General features: G+C 41.8%; 24 protein-coding genes. 1 reads left to right on the top strand and 23 read right to left on the bottom strand.

Annotated features, from left to right (window positions below; genetic code table 11):
• Nucleotide 1: 1 nt before the first annotated feature.
• The 7 genes from plsX to AC0VYO_RS09610 form a co-directional block, all read right to left on the bottom strand.
• Nucleotides 2–997 carry a phosphate acyltransferase PlsX gene (gene plsX / locus AC0VYO_RS09640; RefSeq protein WP_430242722.1) on the bottom strand — a complete coding sequence of 332 codons (996 nt, stop codon included), beginning with the start codon at nucleotides 995–997 and terminating at the stop codon, nucleotides 2–4.
• A 17-nt stretch (nucleotides 998–1,014) separates the two neighbouring features.
• On the bottom strand, nucleotides 1,015–1,572 hold the full coding sequence (gene fapR / locus AC0VYO_RS09635) for a transcription factor FapR (protein ID WP_430242724.1): 558 nt from the start codon (nucleotides 1,570–1,572) through the stop codon (nucleotides 1,015–1,017).
• Nucleotides 1,573–1,694: 122 nt separating this feature from the next.
• Nucleotides 1,695–3,725, bottom strand: a complete 2,031-nt coding sequence (gene recG, locus AC0VYO_RS09630; RefSeq protein WP_475367270.1) for an ATP-dependent DNA helicase RecG — start codon at nucleotides 3,723–3,725, stop codon at nucleotides 1,695–1,697.
• Between the two features lie 10 nt (nucleotides 3,726–3,735).
• Nucleotides 3,736–4,623, bottom strand: a complete 888-nt coding sequence (sdaAA, locus tag AC0VYO_RS09625; protein WP_194221390.1) for an L-serine ammonia-lyase, iron-sulfur-dependent, subunit alpha — start codon at nucleotides 4,621–4,623, stop codon at nucleotides 3,736–3,738.
• Nucleotides 4,624–4,643: 20 nt separating this feature from the next.
• A complete protein-coding gene (gene sdaAB / locus AC0VYO_RS09620; protein ID WP_194221389.1) occupies nucleotides 4,644–5,306 on the bottom strand; it encodes an L-serine ammonia-lyase, iron-sulfur-dependent subunit beta in 663 nt (220 codons plus the stop codon).
• Nucleotides 5,307–5,413: 107 nt separating this feature from the next.
• Nucleotides 5,414–7,090: a DAK2 domain-containing protein gene (locus AC0VYO_RS09615; RefSeq protein WP_475367269.1), complete on the bottom strand. Its 1,677-nt coding sequence runs from the start codon at nucleotides 7,088–7,090 to the stop codon at nucleotides 5,414–5,416.
• Between the two features lie 22 nt (nucleotides 7,091–7,112).
• Nucleotides 7,113–7,478 carry an Asp23/Gls24 family envelope stress response protein gene (locus AC0VYO_RS09610; protein WP_194221387.1) on the bottom strand — a complete coding sequence of 122 codons (366 nt, stop codon included), beginning with the start codon at nucleotides 7,476–7,478 and terminating at the stop codon, nucleotides 7,113–7,115.
• A 396-nt stretch (nucleotides 7,479–7,874) separates the two neighbouring features.
• On the opposite strand from AC0VYO_RS09610, the gene rpmB reads away from it, so the two are divergent.
• The gene (gene rpmB / locus AC0VYO_RS09605) at nucleotides 7,875–8,060 is read left to right on the top strand and encodes a 50S ribosomal protein L28 (RefSeq protein WP_098443343.1); all 186 of its coding nucleotides are present in this window, start codon (nucleotides 7,875–7,877) and stop codon (nucleotides 8,058–8,060) included.
• Between the two features lie 47 nt (nucleotides 8,061–8,107).
• Here rpmB and spoVM read toward each other — a convergent pair whose 3' ends face one another.
• The 16 genes from spoVM to AC0VYO_RS09525 all read right to left on the bottom strand — a co-directional run bounded on the left by spoVM (nucleotide 8,108) and on the right by AC0VYO_RS09525 (nucleotide 22,592).
• Nucleotides 8,108–8,191, bottom strand: a complete 84-nt coding sequence (gene spoVM, locus AC0VYO_RS09600) for a stage V sporulation protein SpoVM (protein ID WP_048309835.1) — start codon at nucleotides 8,189–8,191, stop codon at nucleotides 8,108–8,110.
• 98 nt (nucleotides 8,192–8,289) lie between these two features.
• On the bottom strand, nucleotides 8,290–8,946 hold the full coding sequence (locus AC0VYO_RS09595) for a thiamine diphosphokinase (RefSeq protein ID WP_430242733.1): 657 nt from the start codon (nucleotides 8,944–8,946) through the stop codon (nucleotides 8,290–8,292).
• Nucleotides 8,943–9,494 (bottom strand): energy-coupled thiamine transporter ThiT, encoded by a 552-nt coding sequence (gene thiT / locus AC0VYO_RS09590; RefSeq protein ID WP_226612808.1) that lies wholly within the window; start codon nucleotides 9,492–9,494, stop codon nucleotides 8,943–8,945. Before thiT ends, AC0VYO_RS09595 begins: the two co-directional genes overlap by 4 nt.
• A 74-nt stretch (nucleotides 9,495–9,568) precedes the next feature.
• Nucleotides 9,569–10,216 (bottom strand): ribulose-phosphate 3-epimerase, encoded by a 648-nt coding sequence (gene rpe / locus AC0VYO_RS09585; RefSeq protein ID WP_226612806.1) that lies wholly within the window; start codon nucleotides 10,214–10,216, stop codon nucleotides 9,569–9,571.
• A gap of 2 nt (nucleotides 10,217–10,218) precedes the next feature.
• Entirely contained in the window at nucleotides 10,219–11,106 is an 888-nt protein-coding gene (gene rsgA / locus AC0VYO_RS09580) for a ribosome small subunit-dependent GTPase A (RefSeq protein ID WP_430242739.1), read from the bottom strand.
• Between the two features lie 10 nt (nucleotides 11,107–11,116).
• Entirely contained in the window at nucleotides 11,117–13,195 is a 2,079-nt protein-coding gene (gene pknB / locus AC0VYO_RS09575) for a Stk1 family PASTA domain-containing Ser/Thr kinase (protein WP_475367268.1), read from the bottom strand.
• Complete coding sequence (locus AC0VYO_RS09570) at nucleotides 13,189–13,947, bottom strand: Stp1/IreP family PP2C-type Ser/Thr phosphatase (protein WP_430242744.1); 759 nt, start codon at nucleotides 13,945–13,947, stop codon at nucleotides 13,189–13,191. Before AC0VYO_RS09570 ends, pknB begins: the two co-directional genes overlap by 7 nt.
• Nucleotides 13,948–14,024: 77 nt before the next feature.
• Nucleotides 14,025–15,359 (bottom strand): 16S rRNA (cytosine(967)-C(5))-methyltransferase RsmB, encoded by a 1,335-nt coding sequence (gene rsmB, locus AC0VYO_RS09565; RefSeq protein ID WP_475367267.1) that lies wholly within the window; start codon nucleotides 15,357–15,359, stop codon nucleotides 14,025–14,027.
• Nucleotide 15,360: 1 nt separating this feature from the next.
• Nucleotides 15,361–16,299: a methionyl-tRNA formyltransferase gene (fmt, locus tag AC0VYO_RS09560; RefSeq protein WP_475367266.1), complete on the bottom strand. Its 939-nt coding sequence runs from the start codon at nucleotides 16,297–16,299 to the stop codon at nucleotides 15,361–15,363.
• Between the two features lie 2 nt (nucleotides 16,300–16,301).
• Nucleotides 16,302–16,778 (bottom strand): peptide deformylase, encoded by a 477-nt coding sequence (def, locus tag AC0VYO_RS09555; protein WP_226612799.1) that lies wholly within the window; start codon nucleotides 16,776–16,778, stop codon nucleotides 16,302–16,304.
• A 21-nt stretch (nucleotides 16,779–16,799) separates the two neighbouring features.
• Nucleotides 16,800–19,202, bottom strand: a complete 2,403-nt coding sequence (gene priA, locus AC0VYO_RS09550; protein ID WP_475367265.1) for a primosomal protein N' — start codon at nucleotides 19,200–19,202, stop codon at nucleotides 16,800–16,802.
• Nucleotides 19,199–20,407 (bottom strand): bifunctional phosphopantothenoylcysteine decarboxylase/phosphopantothenate--cysteine ligase CoaBC, encoded by a 1,209-nt coding sequence (coaBC, locus tag AC0VYO_RS09545; RefSeq protein WP_475367264.1) that lies wholly within the window; start codon nucleotides 20,405–20,407, stop codon nucleotides 19,199–19,201. Before coaBC ends, priA begins: the two co-directional genes overlap by 4 nt.
• A gap of 136 nt (nucleotides 20,408–20,543) precedes the next feature.
• Complete coding sequence (gene rpoZ / locus AC0VYO_RS09540) at nucleotides 20,544–20,750, bottom strand: DNA-directed RNA polymerase subunit omega (RefSeq protein ID WP_202407214.1); 207 nt, start codon at nucleotides 20,748–20,750, stop codon at nucleotides 20,544–20,546.
• Between the two features lie 2 nt (nucleotides 20,751–20,752).
• Complete coding sequence (gmk, locus tag AC0VYO_RS09535) at nucleotides 20,753–21,364, bottom strand: guanylate kinase (protein WP_194221376.1); 612 nt, start codon at nucleotides 21,362–21,364, stop codon at nucleotides 20,753–20,755.
• 22 nt (nucleotides 21,365–21,386) lie between these two features.
• A complete protein-coding gene (gene remA, locus AC0VYO_RS09530) occupies nucleotides 21,387–21,647 on the bottom strand; it encodes an extracellular matrix/biofilm regulator RemA (protein WP_159782328.1) in 261 nt (86 codons plus the stop codon).
• Nucleotides 21,648–21,716: 69 nt separating this feature from the next.
• Complete coding sequence (locus tag AC0VYO_RS09525; RefSeq protein ID WP_475367263.1) at nucleotides 21,717–22,592, bottom strand: YicC/YloC family endoribonuclease; 876 nt, start codon at nucleotides 22,590–22,592, stop codon at nucleotides 21,717–21,719.
• Nucleotides 22,593–22,605 lie beyond the last annotated feature (13 nt).

Raw genomic sequence — 22,605 nt, 5'->3', positions numbered from 1 at the left:
ATTACTCTCCTTCCTCTTTAACAAGAGATGATTGAATGGCGGTCACAACATTTCCAGTGACCATCGTTCTAGCTTGCTTAATCGCACTGAAAACAGCTCTTCCATTAGAAGATCCATGCGCTTTAATCACAGGAGCGTTCAGACCAAATAAGCCTGCGCCACCGTACTCTGAATAATCTAGCTTCGTGCTTAAATTCTTCAGCTTCGGTTTTAATACTCCCGCTGCTAATTTACTTGTAAATGAGCTTGTAAGCTCTTCTTTTAGCATCTTAAACATTGTGAGAGCCGTTCCTTCAATCGTCTTTAATACTAGATTCCCTGAGAACCCATCACAGACGACAACATCCGCTTCATTACCAAGAATGTCCCTTGACTCTACGTTTCCAACAAAGTTCAATCCACTTTCTTGAAGCAGGGAAAACGCCTGTTTGCTTAGCTCATTCCCTTTACCTTCTTCTGTTCCAATGTTCAAAAGACCTATGCGAGGGTTCTCGATACCTCGCACTTTCTCTGCATAAACCGAGCCCATATGAGCATATTGGAGAAGGTGTTCTGGTTTCGCATCCATATTGGCGCCAACATCAAGTAGCACAAAACCAGCTTCGTCAATTGTTGGGAGCGTAGGAGCTAATCCTGGACGATCAATCCCCTTAATACGGCCAACGTAGAGCAATCCTGCTGCCATTAACGCACCAGTATTACCAGCTGATATAGCGGCATCTGCCCGACCTTCCTTTACTTCGTTCACGGCTAAAACCATCGAAGCGTTTTTCTTTCGTCGAACAGCTTTTACTGGTTGATCGTCTGATGAGATGTATTCTTCCGTATGTAATACCGTTATTCGATCCTTATTTCCTTTTAATAGCGGGTTGATTTTAGTTTCATCACCCACAATCGTTACTGACAAATCATTGAATGCCTCAATCGCTTCATATACACCATCTATAATGGCATCAGGTGCGTTGTCTCCACCCATTGCGTCAATTGCAAGTCTCATTTTCAAACAACTTCCCTTCAGGATTTAGTCGAGCGATACATGACAAATTCACCAGAAAAGACATTCTCATTCTGGACGAAGCTATTCACTTCAACCGTTGTCCGGTCTTTCCGTTGATCTGTCACTACAGCTTTCGCAACAACTCGCTCTCCTTCATTCACCTGACTTGAAAAGCGAATATTTGCTTTTGCTGTCAGTGCAAGCTCATCATCAATTATAGCAACAGCAAGTGAATTCGCCTGCGCAAAAAGGTGATGTCCTCTTGCGATTTTGTTTCTTGAAAAAACGTGTTCAGGGCGAATGTCCAATATGGAAATCGCACTTTCATCAAGCTGTAAATCGACCACCTGACCGATTACTTCATCAATCGGAAGTGCTTTCACCTCATCAAGCTGCTGTTGTGCTACATACTTAATTCGCTCTCTTAATTCTGGAATGGAGAGCTCAAGACGATCTAGTCTGATGGTTTGAATGCTTACATTAAATTTATCAGCAAGCTCCTCATCTGTGATAAAGGGAGTGCTCTCAATCGTATCCTTTAGCTGACTTTGCCGATCTTTCTTACTCCTCTTCATATACTACCGCCGCCTATCTAGCATTAATAAACGGATAAAGAGGATCAAGTTGATCCTCTTTATCTCAGTCTTATGACTAGGTCCTAAAAGGTAGTATATACCGAGCATGTTGATTATGCAAGCTAATCCAATTTTTCTCCACTTAAAACGCCCTGCTCTGTCAGATAGTCTCGTAAACTGCGGTATGTCCCATCTTCCCAAAATGCGGTGGACTCTACGAGAGCAGCTGCATCATTTCGAGCTACTTCTAGCACGCGATAATCATGCACCAGGTCGGCTACTTTAAATTCAGGCAAACCACTTTGTTTACGTCCAAAAAAGTCTCCAGGTCCTCGAAGTTCTAAATCACGCTGAGAAAGAACAAAGCCATCATTCGATTCTGTCATAATTTGCATTCGCTCTTTGCCTACTTCAGATTTCGGATCTGCTAGTAATATGCAATAAGATTGCTCACTTCCACGACCTACTCGACCTCTCAGTTGATGAAGTTGAGCAAGGCCAAATCGTTCTGCATCATAGATTACCATAATTGTCGCATTTGGGACGTTTACCCCAACCTCAACAACCGTTGTAGATACAAGAAGCTGGACGTCATTCGTACTGAATTCCTCCATTACGGCTTCCTTTTCATCTGAGCTTAGACGTCCATGCATTAAACCTACTTGATAGTCAGGCAATGCTGTTTGCATTTGAAAATGAACATCAATCGCATTTTGTACATCCAACTTCTCTGATTCTTCAATAAGCGGGCAGATCACATAGCCCTGTCTGCCTTGATCTAATTCTTTTTTCACAAAATCGATTACACGCGGTAGCATTCCTGGCTTTGCCCAATATGTCTCAATTGGTTTACGCCCTGCAGGCATTTCATCTATCGTCGAAACATCCATATCACCAAATACCGAAATAGCAAGCGTCCTTGGGATAGGTGTTGCCGTCATATAAAGAACATCCGGACTTAATCCCTTTTCTCTTAGCACTCTGCGCTGTCCTACTCCAAACCGATGCTGTTCATCCGTAATAACCAGGCCAAGATTTTGAAATACCACTTCATCTTGTATTAACGCATGTGTCCCAATTAATAGATCCACTTCTCCAACCGCGAGTCGTTCAAGTATCTCTCTACGCTTCTTACCTTTCACAGACCCAGTTAATAGTTCCACCTTTAGTCTGTTACCTAGGAGATCCTGAAATGATTCGTAATGCTGTTCTGCTAGAATTTCCGTCGGAACCATTAACGCCCCCTGGTGACCAGCTAAGTAAGATGCATATAAGCCAATAGCCGCTACTACAGTTTTACCAGAACCTACATCACCTTGGAGCAGGCGATTCATGCGATAGGAGCTTTCCATATCCTTCAATATCTCTCCTACTACGCGATTTTGTGCGCCTGTTAATGGAAAAGGAAGGCTTTGAACAAACTCCTCTAATTTTTCTTTTTCAAAAACTTGAGAAGCTCCTTCAGTGCTTTCACGTTCCCTTTTTCGGAAAATCTGCATTTTTAACTGAAATTGGAGTAGTTCTTCATAAACAAAACGACGTCTCGCTTGCTTAAGTCCTTCATGAGAAGGAGGCGAATGCATCATTAAGATGGCATCCTTCCTTGGCATCAACTTATACCTTTCAAGCATTTGAGGTGGAAGGTTTTCTTCAATTTGTTCTCCAAACTGATTCAAAGCAAGCTGGATATATCGCTTCATTGCCTTCACCGTCACGTCTCCACCTACAGGATAGATCGGCTCAATTGTACCGTCTGGGTTATGACTGGAGAACGTGATTTCATTTGCTGAAAGCGTCATTTTATGTTGATCCCATTTGCCAGTAACGGTAACAATCTGTCCTAACGTAAACTGCTTTTTTAGAAAAGCACGATTAAAAAAAACGGCTGTTATGAGGAATTTCCCTACTAACAGCCTTACGGACAATCGTGATTTTTTCTTTCCATAAAAGCGAACTACCGGTTCACTATGAACTTTCCCTTCAAGTGTAGCTCGCTCTTCATGTTTCACATCAGCGAGATCTTTCAACTCATAATCTTCATAGCGAAATGGAAAATATTCAATTAAATCTTGTATTCTGTTTATACCGATTGATGAAAGAGACGCTGCTTTCTCATCACCAATTCCTTTTATCTGTGTAATCCGATCGTCCATTGATCTTCACTCATTTCCTATCAAGGGATACTCCAAATATTTTCGCTTCTAACTCTCGGCCAGTTGGCGTTGCTGCAAGTCCTCCTTGAGCCGTTTCTCGAAGAGTAGAAGGCATAGATTGCCCAATTTTGTACATTGCATCAATCACTTCATCACAAGGAATGCGACTTGTAATGCCCGCAAGAGACATATCTGCTGCAACTAGTGCGTTGGAAGCGCCCATGGCATTTCGCTTAACGCAAGGAACCTCGACAAGTCCAGCTACAGGGTCACATACAAGACCAAGCATGTTCTTAAGTGCAATCGCAAACGCATGAGAAGATTGTTCAGGAGTACCACCCATTAATTCTACAATCGCTGCCGCAGCCATCCCAGTTGCTGATCCTACTTCAGCCTGACAGCCACCTGCAGCACCTGAAATGGAAGCATTATTAGCTACAACAAACCCAAATGCTCCTGAAGTAAAGAGGTATCTCACCATCTGCTCTTCTGTAGGATTCACTTTCTCCCGAATTGCGAAGAGTGTCCCAGGTACCACTCCTGCAGACCCTGCTGTTGGCGTCGCACAAATGGTTCCCATCGCTGCATTCACTTCATTCGTAGCGATCGCTTTACTTACCGCATCAAGCATTGTTTGTCCGGATAGTGAATTCCCTGTCTTCATATAATTTTGAAGCAGCACTGCATCTCCGCCAGTTAATCCTGAATGAGAGCGAACATCCTCATTAATTCCCCGTTCAACCGCTTGCTCCATAACAACAAGGTTATTTTTCATTTGAGCATAAACTTCTTCTCGGGTATTTCCTCTGAAGTCCATTTCCTGTTCAATCATAATTTCAGAAATTGGTTTATTTTTCGATTGCGCTAATTCTACTAGTTCTGCTACGTTACGAAACATACCCATTCCTCCTCTATATCTTAATCGCTAATTTTTGCGACTTGAATAATATTCGGTAACAACTCAACCTCATCTAATACAACTTGAGGGATATTTTGATCCACTTCAATCGTCATCAATGCTTCCTTGCCCTTTTCTTTTCGTGAAACGTTCATATGACCGATATTAATTTCATGCTTTGCTAACGTATTAGATACACCTGCAATGGCACCGAAACGATCATTATGGACTACAAGAATAGCTGGACTGTTCCCTGAAAGACCGAGCGCAAACCCATTTAACTCAATGACTTCAATTTTACCTCCACCTATCGAGATCCCGACAAGCTCAAGTTCACCCTTCTCATCAGTGAGATGAATTCGAGCAGTATTAGGGTGATCTGTTAAGGCATCCTCTTCAGTAAAACGAACTTTGATTTTCTTCTCTTTTGCAATTGTAAGCGCATTCACTATTCGCTCATCGTAAGTATCAAAATCAAGCACGCCACCGACTAGGGCAACATCCGTACCGTGTCCTTTGTACGTTCTTGCAAATGAACCATAAAGAGAAATTGTAATCGTCTTTGGCTCACGACCAAACAAATGTCTAGCAACTCGACCAATTCTTGCTGCTCCAGCCGTATGGGAGCTTGAAGGACCAATCATAACAGGACCAATAATGTCAAAAACACTGCGAAACTTCACATTGATGCCACCTTTCACCATATACACTTTATCTCACAAAAGATGTTCTTTACAGAAAAAGAAAACCTGGCTCAAGCCACGTTTCTTTTTCTGCAAATATGAAACATTTATTCCACTGCCATGATATAGCTATATATCGGCTGTTTACCTTCGTGAAGTTCTACTTCTACTTCATCAAACTGCTCTTCAATATAAGCAACAATACTTTCAGCTTCTTCTTGATCTGTATCTTCACCATATATGATCGTAACGATTTCATCATCTTCGGTAATCATAGAAGACAGAAGCGACTTCGCGACTTCAAGACGTTCCTTTTCAGAAACAATAATTTTGCCATCTGCGATTCCCATGAAATCATCCTTCGTAATATCGATACCATCAATCTTAGTATCTCTAACCGCAAACGTAACTTGTCCTGACTTAACAGCTGACAGGCTTTCTTTCATTGTTTCCGCATTAGCTTCAGGATCAACCGATGGATTGAAGCCAAGAAGACTAGAAATACCCTGAGGAACTGTTTTAGAAGGAATCACGATGACATTCTCATCTACAACTGAAGCTGCCTGCTGTGCAGTCATCACAATATTACTATTATTCGGTAAGATAATAATATTCTCAGCATAAACTTCTTCAATCGCTTTAATGATATCTTCAGTACTTGGGTTCATCGTCTGGCCACCTGGAATCACATAGTTCGCACCTAAGCTTTCAAACAAAGTAGCGATCCCGTCTCCCATGGAAACCGTAATAATTCCGTATTTTTTTCGTTCAGCCGGCTTCTCCTGCTTAACAGGCTCGGGGCGTTCTTCTTTTAAGATTGTAGAATGCTGCTCACGCATATTCTCAATCTTAATTTTAATTAAGCTCCCGTAATTCTGTGCATACGTCATAATATTTCCCGGGTACTCTGTATGCATATGTACTTTAACGAGATCTTCGTCAGATACAACCAAAAGCGAATCCCCATGTTTATCGAGTTCGTTTCGGAATGCTTCCTCATCATATGGCGATTTCGCAAGCTTCTCATTTTCGAATTGAACCATGAACTCTGTACAGTAACCAAATTCAATGTCTTCCGTTTTCATATGACCCTGCGCACTTTTGTGGTGCTCAGCTCTAACGAGTTCGTCCATTTTCTCTTGATCAACGGATGAATCGGGCGTTTCTTTTCCTTCTAGAACCGCTAGAAACCCTTCATAAATAAGTAAAAGTCCCTGGCCACCTGAGTCAACGACACCGACTTCTTTCAGAACTGGAAGAAGATCAGGAGTACGATTGAGGGATTCTTTCCCCTCTTTAACTACTACCTGCATTAATTCAACCACGTCTGATATTTTCTTTGAAGACTTCACTGCTTTTCGAGCAGCGTCTTTAGCTACTGTAAGAATTGTACCTTCCACTGGTTTCATAACGGCTTTATAGGCAGAATCCACCCCGTTTTCAAGAGCAGCGGCTAGTTCAACACTTGTGATCTCAGACTTTCCTTCGATCGATTTCGAAAATCCTCGAAATAGCTGAGAAAGAATTACGCCAGAGTTTCCCCGTGCGCCCATTAATAATCCTCTTGCAAAAAGAGATGCGACATCTCCTACTTTATCTGAGCTGCTCGATCTTACTTCAGCTGCTCCAGACGTAATTGTTAAGTTCATGTTTGTACCAGTATCTCCATCCGGCACTGGAAAAACATTAAGCGCATCTACCATCTTGGCATTCTTTGAAAGGTTGTTTGCTCCTTCAAGGACCATTTGCGCAAAACGCTTCCCATCAATCTTTTGAATCGTCACAGACTTTTCCTCCTAACTCCGTTTAAGGGTTCGTTACTCTAACCCCTTGGACGTATATGTTTACTGAATCAATTGATAGCCCAAGCATTTGATCAAGTTGATATTTCACTTTTGTTTGCACATTGTGGGCTACTTCAGAAATTTTAGTACCATAGCTCACGATAATATACATGTCAATGTTAAGGTCGTCGTCTTCTTCTTTGCGAACGACAATCCCTCTGCTAAAGTTATCTTTTCCCAATAGTTCTGTAATACCATCTTTCAATTGCTTTTGTGAAGCCATTCCAACGATACCATAACAATCAATCGCAGCGCCACCTGCAATCGCAGCGACTACTTCCGTCGAAATATCAATCTGTCCGTATTGGGTTTTCATTTCAATTGCCATTATATTTCCTCCCTTAGCGATTTGGGTACTGATCTTTTGACTACTTCTATCCTCGTATAGATTCTGTTCATAAAATAATGGCTGAGTTACTGAACGATGAGTAAAATGAGTGTTTCACGCAAATGAGCCAAAATCGAGAATTCAACACTATAAGCTTACATAGCCAAAATAATAAATAAAATAAATCCTATGCACAGCTACCGTTATTTTACTACACTATTAGTCATAATAAAAGTTCATCGTATAAAACCTCTAATATGATAAGCTTTTACTGTTAAGTTTTTTTCTTGATAAGACGTGTTAAACATCTTGCATTCACTACACCTACATGATACTATAGTGGAGGATTTATCCTGCACTTCTTGTGCAATGTAGGACAGTAAGGAGGTAGAAACAATGGCTAAATGTGCAATCACTGGACGCAAAACTTCGTTTGGTAACAAACGTTCTCACGCGTTGAATACAACTAAACGTAAATTTGGTGCTAACCTTCAAAAGGTACGCATCATGGTAGATGGTAAACCTAAGAAAGTTTATGTATCTGCTCGTGCTCTTAAATCAGGCAAAATCGAACGCGCATAGTAACATGCAAAAAAGCACCCAAACGGGTGCTTTTTTTTGTTTCTAAACTATTCATTTTTTTTGAAAGACCCTAGCACTGCTCTCACAAAACCACCGAGAAACTTTGGTAATTTAATCGTATAGAACTTCATATTTCCCCCTCCTCAGAAAGTCAAAGATGGACCCCAGGATGAACAATATGAGAATATAAGATGCATTACTATTATATTCGCCGAAATTAAAATAGTACCTAAACCTGCTCGGCGTCCGAACTTCTTACCACCAATAGTATGCCCTGATTAAATGAATAAGACCCATTTTCCTCGATCAGTTCATTGCTAATACATAAACTTGACCCCCATGAAATATGTCTATTCGTAAGGGGATAACGATATCCAATTAGCGTTAAGCCTTTGACTTCAGGAGTAAAGGAGAGAAAAGACATATAGGGAAAACGATGATCCTTTTGGACAGTATATGTGCCTGGCTCTTTCATTTCCATTCGATTTAATTTATCCTCAATGGCAAGCTTCACGTCTGACTTCACGCCCTTAATTAACATCTGAACGTTCATCCAGCTATGATCAAGCCTGCCACCTGTTACCCCAAACATTGTAACCTCTTCAGGACCTTCATCGATGGCCCAATCAAGAGCGATTTCTAAATCTGTGTGGTCCTTTTCAGAAGGATAGACGGTAAACGCTAAATCGTGTGACTCCATCCATTCTCTTTCTTCATTGGTTACCGAGTCAAAATCCCCAAATCCATGTTCAGGAATAATGTTATTTTTCAGAAGCGTATAGACGCCTCGGTCGACCCCAATCCACCTTACATTTCTTTCAGTCAGAAGATGGGTTGGAAGGTCTTCTTCCGGTCCTCCCGCAACAATATAAATAGGCTTCCTCATTGCTCATGCACCAGCTTAGGTGCTTGATGTGAGAGCAGAGCCAAGACGACAATTGATACAGCGGCAGTTGGTAACAAATAAGATGCATTATAAAGAAAGGAGTATAAGGCCACAGGGGTACCTTCTGGTGCCATTTCGCCGAACCAGATCACACCAGATATAAAATGACTCACAAGTCGAAGTAATGATCCGGTTAAACAGCCAAGAATGATCATTGTGATTCGCTTCCGTTTCGGCTCGTCAACTTTAACACTAAAAATCCCCGCCATACCGACAACCATAAATGCAATTGGATAATCTAGTAGAAATTGAATAGGATGCACATAAAAAGGCGGCACGATTAGAGGTTGTAAAATACCAACTAAAAGCCCTGTCGTTAAACCGGCACCAAGTCCTCTTCGATAAGCAATTAGAAAAATAGGTACCATAGCTAGCGACACAGAGCCGCCATTTGGCCAGAGCCTGAGTGATAATAAATCTAAAATCACTCCAACCGCAGCCATTAAAGCTATTTCTACAAGCAAAAGAAGTCGATTATCTTTCTTCATGAATCATAATTCCTCCATAACCTAAACTTTTGTATAAAGTCTTATTAAAAAACAGCGGGAGAAGCCCCGCTGTTTTATGATTGACGTATCTGATCAATGGCTGCTTTCCGATCAGATTGATTATAAATGGCTGAACCTGCTACGAGAACAGTGGCACCCGCTTCAATACATGCACGAGCCGTCTCCGCGTTCACACCACCGTCTACTTCGATTTCTGGAGCTACACCAAGAGAATCTGCTAGCTGCTTCGTTTCCGTAATCTTCGCAAGAACTCTCTCAATAAAAGCTTGACCTCCAAAGCCTGGATTGACCGTCATTAATAGGACTAGATCTACATCCTCAATCACGTGCTTAATGGAATCAACAGGCGTCGCAGGATTAATAACAACACCCGCCTTCACACCTTTACTTTTAATGAGCTGAATAGTGCGGTGGAGATGCGGACAAGCCTCTGCATGAACGGTCAAAATATCCGCTCCAGCTTCAGCAAACTCTTCGATATATTGGTCAGGATTTTCTATCATAAGATGAACATCAAGCGGTAGTGATGTCACTGGACGAAGAGCTCGTACGATTGGTGCACCAATCGTAATGTTCGGAACAAAATGACCGTCCATCACATCTACGTGAATATAGTCAGCACCAGCTGCTTCTACGTCTTTTACTTCTTCACCTAATCTGGCAAAGTCTGATGCCAAAATAGAAGGGGCGATTTTTATCATAATTAATACCTCCGTTTTTGGTCCTTAATTTCCTGGAAGAAAGAAGAATAATGGTCATAGCGATACGCTTGAATTTCTTCTTTTTCGACGGCTACTTTTACTGCACACCCCGGCTCTGATTGGTGGGTGCAAGCGCGAAATTTACACTCACTGCTTTTCATTCTGATCTCAGGGAAGTAGAGCCAAAGATCATCGGCTTCAATTCCTCTAAAATCCAATGAGCTAAATCCAGGAGTATCTGCAACAAGGCCTGAGCCGAAAGGAATAAGTTCTACATGTCGCGTCGTATGTTTTCCTCGACCAAGGTGAGTCGATATATCGCTTGTATCTAGTTCAAGGTCAGGATTAATAGCGTTTAATAAGGAAGACTTCCCTACTCCTGACTGTCCTGCAAACACCGTTACCTTTTCTTGGAAATAAGGCTCGATTTCTGAAACGCCTGAAAGGCTTTGAGCAGAAGAAACGATGACGTCATACCCAATCTCACGATAATCATCAGCATAGGCCATGATCTCACTTTCTTCCACCTCTGCAACCAAATCAATCTTAGTAATACAGATGATCGGCTGAATATCACTAGCTTCAATGTGCACAAGAAATTTATCAAGAAGCTGTGTGTTAAACGTAGGTTGTGTTGCTGAGAAAACAAGAAATGCCTGATCAACATTAGCAATAGGAGGTCGAACCAATTCGTTTTCTCTCTCCTTTATTTCCAATACATAGCCATCCGTTTTGTTCTCGGCTTCATACCTTACAAAATCACCAACAAGTGGCGTGATTTTTCGCTTCCGAAAATTCCCTCTTCCTCTGCACTGATAAATTTCCTTATTCTCTTCATCCTGCACGTAATAAAAGCCACTAAGCGCTTTAATTATTCTTCCATCTGCCATGTAGGACTCCTTACTCATTTTTTCCATATTTTTGTTTCGCTTCGTCATACGTAATGGTCTTTGAATTTCCCTTTTTTTCTTTCCCATCGACATATGTTTTATATGATGCTTCCTCACCGGGGTAAATGGTTAAATCAAACTTAATCTCTTTCGTTTCTGTGATCGTTTCAGAGATTTCTTCTCCTTCTGTCGTTGAATCCTTGTAGAGAATCTCAATTAAATGCTCTTCTCCCTTTTTCACATCGATTTTAAACGAATTTGGAACAACGATTGCCTCATCTTCCGGCGAAGGTTCCGGTTCCGGCTCCGGCTCTGGCTCTGGTTCCGGTTCTGGATCAGGCTCTGGTTCCGGTTCTGGATCAGGCTCGGGTTCTGGTTCGGGTTCTGGCTCAGGTTCTGGTTCTGGACCTTTTGATAAAGTAATTGTAATCTCATCTCCAGCTTTCACTTCCGCAGCAGTGCCTGGTGAATGAGAGACGACTTTACCTTCTTCAACAAGTTCACTAAATTCAGGGTCATTATAAGAGAGATTTAGCTTTTTATCATCTGCATAGCTTTCCACTTCTGCTTTTGTCTTTTCCTTTAAATCCTCTAATGGAAATGGTTCGGGCCCTAAACTATACCATATGATAATTCGATCTTCTGTTGGTAACACCAGCTTCCCAGCCTCAGGATTTTGATCATAGATCTCACCTTCAGGGTCATCTCGGTATTCACCTTCATACTTCACACCTTTAAAGCCTTGCTCTTTCAATAACGGTTCAACCTCATCTTTTGATCTACCGATAAAATCATCAAGCTCTGTTTTTTCAGCACCTTCACTGACATATAAAGTAACGGCGCTATCTTCCTTCACCATCGTACCTGATGTAGGATCCTGTTTAATAACATCGTCTTCCTCTACGTCTTCGCTAAATTGCTCTTCTTTTTTTACATCCAGCTTTTGTTCGATTAGGGCAGATCTTGCTTCTTCATAAGTCATTCCAGATACGTCAGGAACTTCCACATCACTTACTGAGAAGAGATCAGGGATAAAAGTAAATGCAAGCGCGGCTGCACCACCTAAGAGGAGGAGAATCACTAAAACAATAACAGCAATCTTACCGGCCTTCTTCTTCTTTTTAGGTGGCGGATCATCAGACTCTGTCTTTTGTACAGGTTCTTGAGGCCTTGTCTCCTGCATTTTGTCACCAAGGCGGCCAGGAGTAACTGGTGCCAACACTTTTGTAGCATCTGCATCATCCTGCTCAGGTGCTTTATCGTAAATTTTAGTTGGACTTAGCGACATCTCAAGCGCTTCATAAAGCTCTTCAGCGTTTTGGTAGCGTTGAACAGGATCTTTTGCCATAGCTTTCATAATAATATGTTCCACGTTTTTCGGAAGAGAAGTGTTAATTAGGCTTGGTTTAGGAAAACGATCTTGTAAGTGCTTTAGGGCAACAGATACGGGGGAATCACCCGAAAAGGGAAGAACACCCGTGACCATTTCATAAAGAACGACACCAAGAGAATAAATATCTGACCGTTCATTTGCTACAGCGCCACGCGCCTGCTCAGGTGAGAAGTAATGCACAGAACCAAGAACGGAGTTAGTATGCGTGATTGTTGCAGATGTCACGGCCATCGCAATTCCAAAATCCGTTACTTTTGCTTCTCCGTAGTCGTTTATTAGAATATTATGAGGTTTGATATCTCGATGGATGATGTGATTCTCATGTGCATGCTCAATTGCGGACGTCATTTGCTTCATAATATCAATGGCTTCCTCAATCGGCAGTGCTCCACGGTTGCGAATTTTTTGCTTAAGCGTTGTTCCCGGTACATATTCCATGACGATATAGTAGAAGTCTTCTTCCTCCCCTACATCATAGATGGAAACGATATTAGGATGAGCTAGACTCGTTGCAGATTCTGCTTCTCTTCGAAATCGCTTTATAAAATCATCATCTTGAGAAAATTCGGGCCGAAGCAGCTTGACAGCAACTGTACGATCCAAAATTAAATCTAAAGCTCGATAGACGATTGCCATTCCGCCGTCACCAATGACTTCAAGCAGTTTGTAACGTCCATTTATGTGCTTTCCTAGCATGAGCCTTCACTTCCAGAATTAGAGGAATTCTCAATAATCGCAACTGTGATATTATCTTCTCCGCCTGCTTCATTTGCTAAGCGAATGAGTTCTGTTCCCTTCTCATGAAGAGATCGGTCAGAGTTCATAACTTCCTCTAATTCACGATCAGAAACTTTGTTCGTTAAACCATCTGAGCAAAAAAGGGCTGATTGATTCTCATCCCATTCAAAGGTATGCACATCTACCTTAACGTTTTCATCTGTTCCAATCGCACGTAATAGTACATTTTTACGAGGATGATCTTCTGCTTCTTCTTCTGAGAGCTGACCACTTTTTACGAGTTCATTCACAAGTGAATGATCACTTGTTTTTTGATCAAGAACACGATCGCCGAATAAATATGCGCGGCTATCGCCTACATGACCAATTGTAATAAACTCATTCGTACACACAGCTGCTACAAGAGTCGTTCCCATTCCGGAATATTCAGGTTTTTCTTTAGAAAAAGCTAGGATTGTTTCATTCGCTTTACGAATGGTATGTAATAGCCATGCTTCCGCTCTTCCCGGGCGAAATCCAGCTTTCTCTTCTTCCCAACTCATCTCCATCGATTCAACTGCTAGAGCACTGGCAACGTCACCTGCCTGATGACCGCCCATCCCATCTGCAACAATTACAAGATACTCATTTAGACTATTGTGCACAACCTTCGTGCTATCTTCATTGTATGCCCTTACTTGTCCTTGATCAGTTAATGCTATTGCTTGCATGTGATTACCCCGTCTCCTCTTATCACAAGAATGCGGGAAGAATCGCCTATTACAAGACGATTCACCAGCACTCAGCATTATTTTTTAACTAAACACGCGATATAAAATCCATCCGTACCAAAATACTGTGGTAGTAGCTGTAGCTGTCCATCTTCACAATATGTTCTTACTTTTTCTGGTAAGCGGTTTGAGAATGATTCATCTAGTGAAAAATCAGGATGCTCTTCAAGGAACTGTTTTACCACTTCCTGGTTTTCTACACTTTCTATTGTACACGTACTGTAAACCAATTTTCCACCTGGTTTTAAAAGAGAAGCTTGAGAGGCAAGGATGCCTTTCTGAACACTTGTAATCCGCTCAATGTCATCTTCTTTCTTTGACCACTTAATGTCTGGTTTTCTTCTTAGCACTCCGAAGCCTGTGCACGGCGCATCAACAAGAATACGATCAAATGACTTTGCCTTGAAGCGATCTGCAACGTTTCTACTGTCGAGGGCTTCTGCTTCAATAGCGCGGAGATTAAGACGCTGTGCCTGTTTTTTAATTAATTTAACTTTATGAGGATGCAAATCAAGCGAATTCACATGTCCTGATCCATTTAATCTTTCTGCAATATGAGTAGATTTACCACCTGGTGCCGCACATGCGTCGAGGACTTTTTGACCTGGCTCAATTCCAAGCGCTCTTGCAACAAGCATCGAACTTTCATCTTGAATGGTTAAATCACCGCGCTTATACACTTCAGTATCAAGCACTTTCCCCTGGATCACCTTGATGGCATCTACTGAAAGACTACCTTCTACAGCTTCCACACCCTCTTTTTTCAAGTCTTCGATAACTTGATCAACAGAAGTTCGTACCATATTCACACGCGCTGTCACATATGGAGAAAGGAGATTTTCTTCACACATCGCCTCTGTCGATTCAACACCAAGCTGATCAATCCAGCGTTTGACGAGCCATAGCGGATGACTTTTCGCAATGGAAATGCGTTCCGCAACATCTTCAATATCTTCAGGATTCTTCAGTCCTTTTCTTTGGGTATTGCGAAGTACCCCATTCACCATTCCACTAATACCTTTGTGTCCACGTTTTTTTGCTATTTCAACTGCCTCATGGATGATGGCGCGATCTGGTACACGATCAAGATAAACCATTTGATAAAGAGAAAGTTGCAAGAGAGAAATGACCCACGTCTGGATTCTCTTACGATTTGTTAGAAAATCATCTAAGTAGAAATCCAGTGTATTCTTTCGCTGGATCGTACCGTATACGATTTCTGTTAATAAGCCTGTATCTTTCCGGCTTAGCTTATGCTTCTTAATCGTTTCATTCAGCAATAAATTGCTGTATGCCTGGTTTTTGTTAATCTTTTCAATTACATCAAGTGCTGCTTCTCTTACATTTGTCATACTATTCACCAAATCTCTCATTTTTCTCGAATGTTCTTGCTTGTAAATACTGTGCGGATGTCATACGTTTTTTGCCTGATGGTTGAATCTCCGTTAACTTGATTGCTGTTGAGTTGCCTGTTGCTACGACCGGACCATCTGCATCCGTATATAAAACAGAACCTGGATCTGCCTTCTCAGCACTCTCTACTTTCTCAGCCCACCAAATCTTCATCACTTTTCCATCATACTCTGTAAACGCGACTGGCCATGGATGCAATCCACGTACCTGGTTATAAATTTCTTCACCAGTCTTCGTCCAGTCGATCTTCTCCTGCTCTCGTTTAATGTTAGGGGCAAAAGTAGCCTCTTCATCGTTTTGCTTTACAGGAGTTAATTCACCGTTTAGAAGCTGTGGCAACGTTTCTTTCAAAAGCTCAGAGCCTGAAGCACTTAATTTATCATGAAGTGTTCCAGTATTGTCACGTTCTTCAATAGGGACAACGGACTGTGTTAGGATATCGCCTGCGTCCAATTTCTCAACCATATACATGATCGTAATGCCTGTTTCTTTTTTCCCCTGAAGGATGGAGTAATGAATCGGTGCGCCTCCGCGAAGCTCAGGTAGCAATGACGCATGAACATTAATACAACCGTACTTCGGAGCATCAAGCAGCTGTTTTGGTAGAATTTGTCCAAATGCAGCCGTTACAATCAAATCAGGTTCTAATTCTAGAATAGGCTGAAGCTGTGCAGGGTCTTTCACTTTCTCAGGTTGTAACACCGGAAGTCCATGCTTTTCTGCAGCCACCTTAACAGGAGGAGGTGTAAGCACTCTTTTTCTGCCTTTTGGACGATCTGGTTGTGTCACTACGCCAACAATGCTATAACCTTCCTCTACAAGCATATCAAGGACAGGAACTGAAAAATCCGGTGTACCCATAAATACAATTTTCGTCATCGTTACTCACTCTCTCCTTCCTGTTCAGGATCGACATACCGAATAACTTTCTCAGTAAAGAGCACGCCATGAAGATGGTCGATTTCATGCTGAATCGCTCTCGCAAAGAACCCCTCTGCTTTCAGTTTGAATTCACGTCCAAAACGATTTTGGGCTTTTAGTGTGATCGTATACGGGCGTTCTACTTCTCCAAACAGTCCAGGAAAACTTAAACAACCTTCAAGATCCACCTCTTTACCAGAAGCCTTCACGACCTTAGGATTGATTAATTCTAATGCTTCTTCTTCTCTCGTATCAACAACTGCGACTTGCTGTTTAATGCCAATTTGCGGAGCAGCTAGACCCACTCCATCTGCTTGATACATTGTCTCAAACATATCATCAAGCAACTGATGCAATTCTTTATCGAAATGCTCGACAGGCGCGCATTCCACTTCAAGCACCTCATTCGGGTGCAATACAATATCTCTAATAGCCACTCATATACTCCCTTTCACATTCTACATCATCATATAAGGCTGGGTATCAATGGACAGCTGCAGTCCTCCGCGGCTAATTTCCTTCGAAAAGTGCTTTTGGATTTCTTTTAAATGATGATGTAAGTTCGGTTCAGTTTTGTATTTTATCATGCATTGATAACGATATCTATCTTTGATCCGCGGGATAGGTGAAGCAACAGGACCGAGAACCACACTAGCTTTGGATAAATGATCCTTTAAATAGCCCGCAATTTTCTCAGTCACATCAACCGTTTTCGTTAGCTCTTCGTGTGAGACGTTCACCATGGCAAGAAAGTAAAACGGCGGATAGCCAAATTGTTTTCTTGTTAGCATCTCACGCTTATAAAACGACTGGTAGTCATGATCAGCTGCCATTTCAATACTGTAATGTTCGGGCGTGTATGATTGAACGATTACCTCTCCCGGAAGCAAGTGACGCCCGGCACGACCACTAACTTGCGTGAGAAGTTGGAACGTTTTCTCAGAAGCACGAAAATCAGGTAGATGGAGCATTGCATCACCCGCTAAAACACCAACGAGCGTTACGTTCGGAAAATCAAGACCTTTTGCGATCATTTGAGTACCAAGTAGAATATCGGCTTTTCCTTCTCCAAATTGGTTCAGGAGCTTCTCATGCGCTCCTTTTCTCCTTGTCGTATCAACGTCCATTCTAACTACCCGAGCTTCCGGAAGAATTTTCGTTAGTTCTTCTTCCACTCGCTGAGTGCCTGTCCCAAAGAAGCGAATATGCTCGCTTTCACATTCAGGACAGCGGCTTGGAAAGGGTTCTTCATGGCCACAATAGTGGCATCGCATTGTTCCATTGATTTTGTGATACGTTAAGCTAATATCGCAATGAGGACATTCCGCCACATACCCACAGTCCCGACACATGATGAATGTTGAATATCCTCTTCGATTTAAAAAGAGAACCGTTTGCTCCTTTTTTTCCAGGCGGTCTTTCAATTTGTCATAAAGATCATTCGAAAACATCGACCTGTTGCCGGCTCGCAATTCTTCTCTCATATCGACAATAGACACAGCAGGCATTGCCTGCTTGTTTACCCTTTCTAATAATTCAAGGAGAGTATAGACACCTTTGGACGCTCTTGCATAAGATTCGAGTGACGGTGTAGCACTGCCTAGTACGACGGGACACGCGTAGTGGTCTCCGCGCTTAATAGCTACATCTCTCGCATGATACCTTGGGTTTTCTTCCTGTTTGTAGCTACTCTCATGCTCCTCATCAATAATAATGATGCCAAGATTCGTAAAAGGCGCAAAAACCGCCGAACGTGCTCCAACAACTACTTTCACTTCTTTCCGATGAATCTTACGCCATTCATCGTACTTTTCTCCTCGAGAAAGACCGCTATGTAAAACAGCGACTTCTGAACCGAATCGACTTTTGAATCTGGTCACCATTTGTGGTGTTAATGAGATTTCAGGGACGAGGACAATTGCCTCTTTACCTTGTTCGAGCACACGATGAATCGATTGCAAATAGATCTCTGTTTTCCCGCTCCCTGTTACGCCATGAATGAGAAACGTCTCGTGATGACGATTTTCAATGCTATGAAGAATTGGCGTAATCGCTTGTTCTTGGAGATCAGTTAGCTCCAGAGCAGTTGAAGGTGTAAACTCTCGACCCTTATAAGGATCACGATAAAGCTCCACTTCTTCTTCCTTTAATATCCCTTTTGATACAAGCGATTTGATTGTAGACCGGGTAGTATCGAGCATATCCATGAGCTCTTTATAAGAAACCGCGCCTTCATATTGAATAAAGTGCTGAATAATTTCCTGCTGTTTCAACGCACGGTTACCCATTTGTTCTTTTTCGCTTTGAAGTTGAGCCTCACTAAGAGCCGCGGAAACAGAAAGGATTGTTTTCGGTGCCGTTTTCTCTTTCACATCATATCGTACTTCGAGCTCATCATTTTTGATAGCTCGATTTAACTCCTTATGGCTAAAGTGGGAAAGAAAGTCTTCCCACTTCACAACGTTTGAAGAAGTGAGCATACGATGCCATGGTGCCGCTTCATTCGAACGGCTTCCGAGCACAACTGATTTCGTTACATTCGCTTTCATCGCTGCAGGTAACATAACTTGAAGAGCCGATACGGCATAGCAAAGTGCTTTTTCAGTTAGCCAGAATCCAAGATCAAGTAATTCTTTTGTCAACACTGGTGTAACATCTTTCACTTCACTTATTTCCTTCAATTTTGCATGTTCTGATTCACTTACGACAGAGATAACGAACCCCTGAATTTTTCTTGGTCCAAAAGGAACGACAACCCTCATTCCAGGCTCGATCATTTCCTCCCATTCTTCAGGAATAGCATAATCAAACATGCGATCAGTTTGATTTGCTGGTACGTCAACGATAACTTTAGCGATCATGAATGTGTCACGTCCAGACGTATCACTTCATCCAATATACGATTTGCCGCTTCATGTTTTGACTGTAATGGAAGATCTACTCGCTCACCATCTTTTCTAAGGAGCGTCATCACGTTTGTATCTTTGTCAAAACCTGCTCCCACCGCTTTAATGTTATTCGCGCAGATAAGATCAAGGTTTTTCTTTTCTAGCTTCTTTAGAGCATATTCATCTAACCGCTCTGACTCAGCAGCAAAGCCGACGAGTATTTGATCCTTTTTCTGCTGTCCAAGGGTCCATAAAATATCTTTTGTTCGCTCCATTTCAATGACCATATCATCATCTGACTTCTTCATTTTCTCAGTAGAGACCATAGAAGGACGGTAATCAGCAACTGCAGCTGCCTTAATGATCACATTAGCATCCGCAGAAGCTGACAGGACAGATTGGTACATTTCTTCAGCTGTTATCACATCTATACGTTCAACTCGTTCAGGAGTCGTTAACGTAACAGGACCTGCTACAAGCGTGACATCTGCGCCACGTTTCGCGGCCTGCTCGGCTAGAGCAAAGCCCATTTTCCCGGATGAATAATTTGTAAAGTAACGAACGGGGTCAACCGCTTCACGAGTTGGGCCTGCTGTAACGATAACTTTCTTTCCAGACAAGTCCCCTACATCCTCTTGAAAATATGTTTCGAGCGTTGAGAGAATGTCTTCTGGTTCCGCCATCCGACCTTTGCCAACGTAACCGCACGCGAGTAAACCTTCTCCTGGCTCAAGAAAATGACAGTTGAAGGAGCGAAGTACATCCATATTCTTTTTCACCGCTGGATGATCGTACATATGAACGTTCATGGCAGGGGCTACAAAGATAGGTGCCTCTGTAGCAAGTAATGTGGTGGACATCATGTCATCTGCAATTCCATTAGCTAGCTTACCAATCATGTTCGCTGTTGCAGGGGCAATCAAGACGAGATCGGCCCAATCTGCCAGATCAATATGAGCAACTGAAGCTGGATCTTTTTCTTCGAACGTATCTCGATACACATCATTTCGTGATAACGTTTGGAATGTTAACGGCGTTACGAATTCAGTCGCTGAATCTGTCATTAACACTTTTACTTCTGCGCCTGTTTGATACAGCTTGCTCGTAAGTGCCGCTGCTTTAAACACCGCAATTCCACCGCTCACACAAAGCAAAATTTTCTTCCCTTTGAAACTCACCAGATTCACCTTCCATCTTATTAGTTAACATAATATAAATATCGCAACCTTGATAATTATAGCGATCGTAATGGAATTCTCTCTATAGAATCAAGAAAAAAATAACAACCTATTCTCATAGGTTGTTACTTCTTAATCAGTCTTCTATCATTCCATCAGCAAGTAGTTTGCCATCAAGCACTTCTTCAAGCGCTTTGCCAACAGCCTTAACGGACTTTGGACGATCAACATAAACATTACCAGTTTGTTGAATCGTGCGTGCACGCTTAGCTGAAAGTGTTGCAAGTGTGTACTTTGAATCAATGCGATCCATTAGTGAGTCAATCGATGGGTATAAAATCATAATTAAACCTCCGTTACATTCTTATATTTATGTGCAAGACGATCACGTCTAAGGTGCTCTGCTGTAATAATAGCACGAATTCGCTCGCAAGCTAATTCAACTTGATCATTTTCAACGATATAATCGTATTCATCAATCAATTCGATTTCCTCTTTCGCTACGCCCATACGGTTATCAATTAAATCATTTGATTCCGTACCGCGGTTTACGATGCGATTTCTAAGTTCTGTCAAACTAGGAGGCATTAAGAAAATGAAAGCTCCTTCAGGAAAATGCTTTCGTACTTGCTTTGCTCCCTGAACTTCAATTTCAAGTAGCACATCTCTACCTGACTGCAATGTCTCTTCCACATAGTCAACAGGCGTACCGTAATAATTGCCAACGTAATGGGCATATTCGAGTAGCTTATTATTTTCGATCATCTCTTCAAATTCTTCATGAGATTTAAAGAAATAATCGACGCCGTTCACTTCACCTTCACGCGGTTTACGGGTTGTAACAGAAATCGAATACTGTACTTCAGCCGCATTTTGCATGAATGCTTTTCTGACTGTTCCTTTTCCGACACCAGATGGGCCTGATAGAACAATTAACAATCCACGTTCTTTTTCCATACTTACCTCCACTTAATTGATGCTACTCGTCTGAAAGCTCGTCTTTGTTTACTAGACGCTGAGCTACTGTTTCAGGCTGGACTGCCGAAAGAATAACATGGTCGCTATCAGAGATAATAACAGCTCGTGTTCTTCGTCCGTATGTTGCATCCACAAGCATATTGCGGTCCCTTGCAACAGTAATGATTCGTTTGATTGGTGCCGATTCTGGACTAACAATTGAGACAATTCGATTCGCATTCACAATGTTTCCGAATCCGATATTGATTAATTTAATACTCATGGTCGTTCCTCCCAGGAATCACGATTCTATTTTTACACCAGTAAGGTGATTTTAAACAAAGCGTTCAGGCTATTCAATATTTTGAACCTGTTCACGAACCTTTTCCACTTCGCTCTTAAGATCAACAATATGCTGGCTGATCTTATGGTGTTGAGACTTGGAACCGATCGTATTCAGCTCCCTATTGATTTCCTGTACTAAGAAATCAAGTTTCCTTCCAACGACACCATCACTACTAAGAATATCATGGAATTGGGCCAGATGACTACGGAGCCTGATGATTTCTTCATCTATACTCGCTTTATCTGCAAGAAAAGCTACTTCAGATAATATCCGGGCTTCATCCACTTCATCTAATTCTTTAAAACTTTCAAGCTTTGTGCGGATCCTGTTCTTAAAAACTGTTGTTACTTCATGAGAAAGGTGTGAAATAGAAGTCATTTGATCATTCATGTTCGCAAGTTTTTGGCGTATATCTTGATCAAGTGCCTTTCCTTCGATCTGACGCATCTCAACGAGCTTATGAATAGCTTGATTTAGCGTATAAAAAATCGATTCCTCAAGCTGATCGATGTTATGCTCCTTTTCATTCACTTGAAAAACATTCAGATTCATCATGGTAGAAGCTGACAAATCTTCTTTCAAATGATAGCGTTCTGTAGCTTGTTTCAAAATCGTTATGTATTGATCTAGCAAGTGCCAATCTACTTGAACATTAGATGATTGGAAATCAGCTCCATCGATGGTTAAATAAAGTTCGATTTTGCCACGACTGACATAGCTCTGAATCGCCTGCTTCATCCTACCCTCTAGATGAAAGACTGCTTTTGGCATGCGAAATGTTCCATCAAAGTAGCGGTGATTCACAGACTTCATTTCGATTGTTACTTGAACACCCTCATATACATTTGACGCTCTGCCAAACCCGGTCATGCTCTTAACCATATTATCACATCCA

This window comes from Anaerobacillus sp. 63XJN7_4_ISO-PGPR-S23-413 (genome assembly GCF_056173725.1).
Note: the sequence above shows the minus strand (reverse complement) of the source record. Positions and strands in the feature narration are given on the sequence as shown.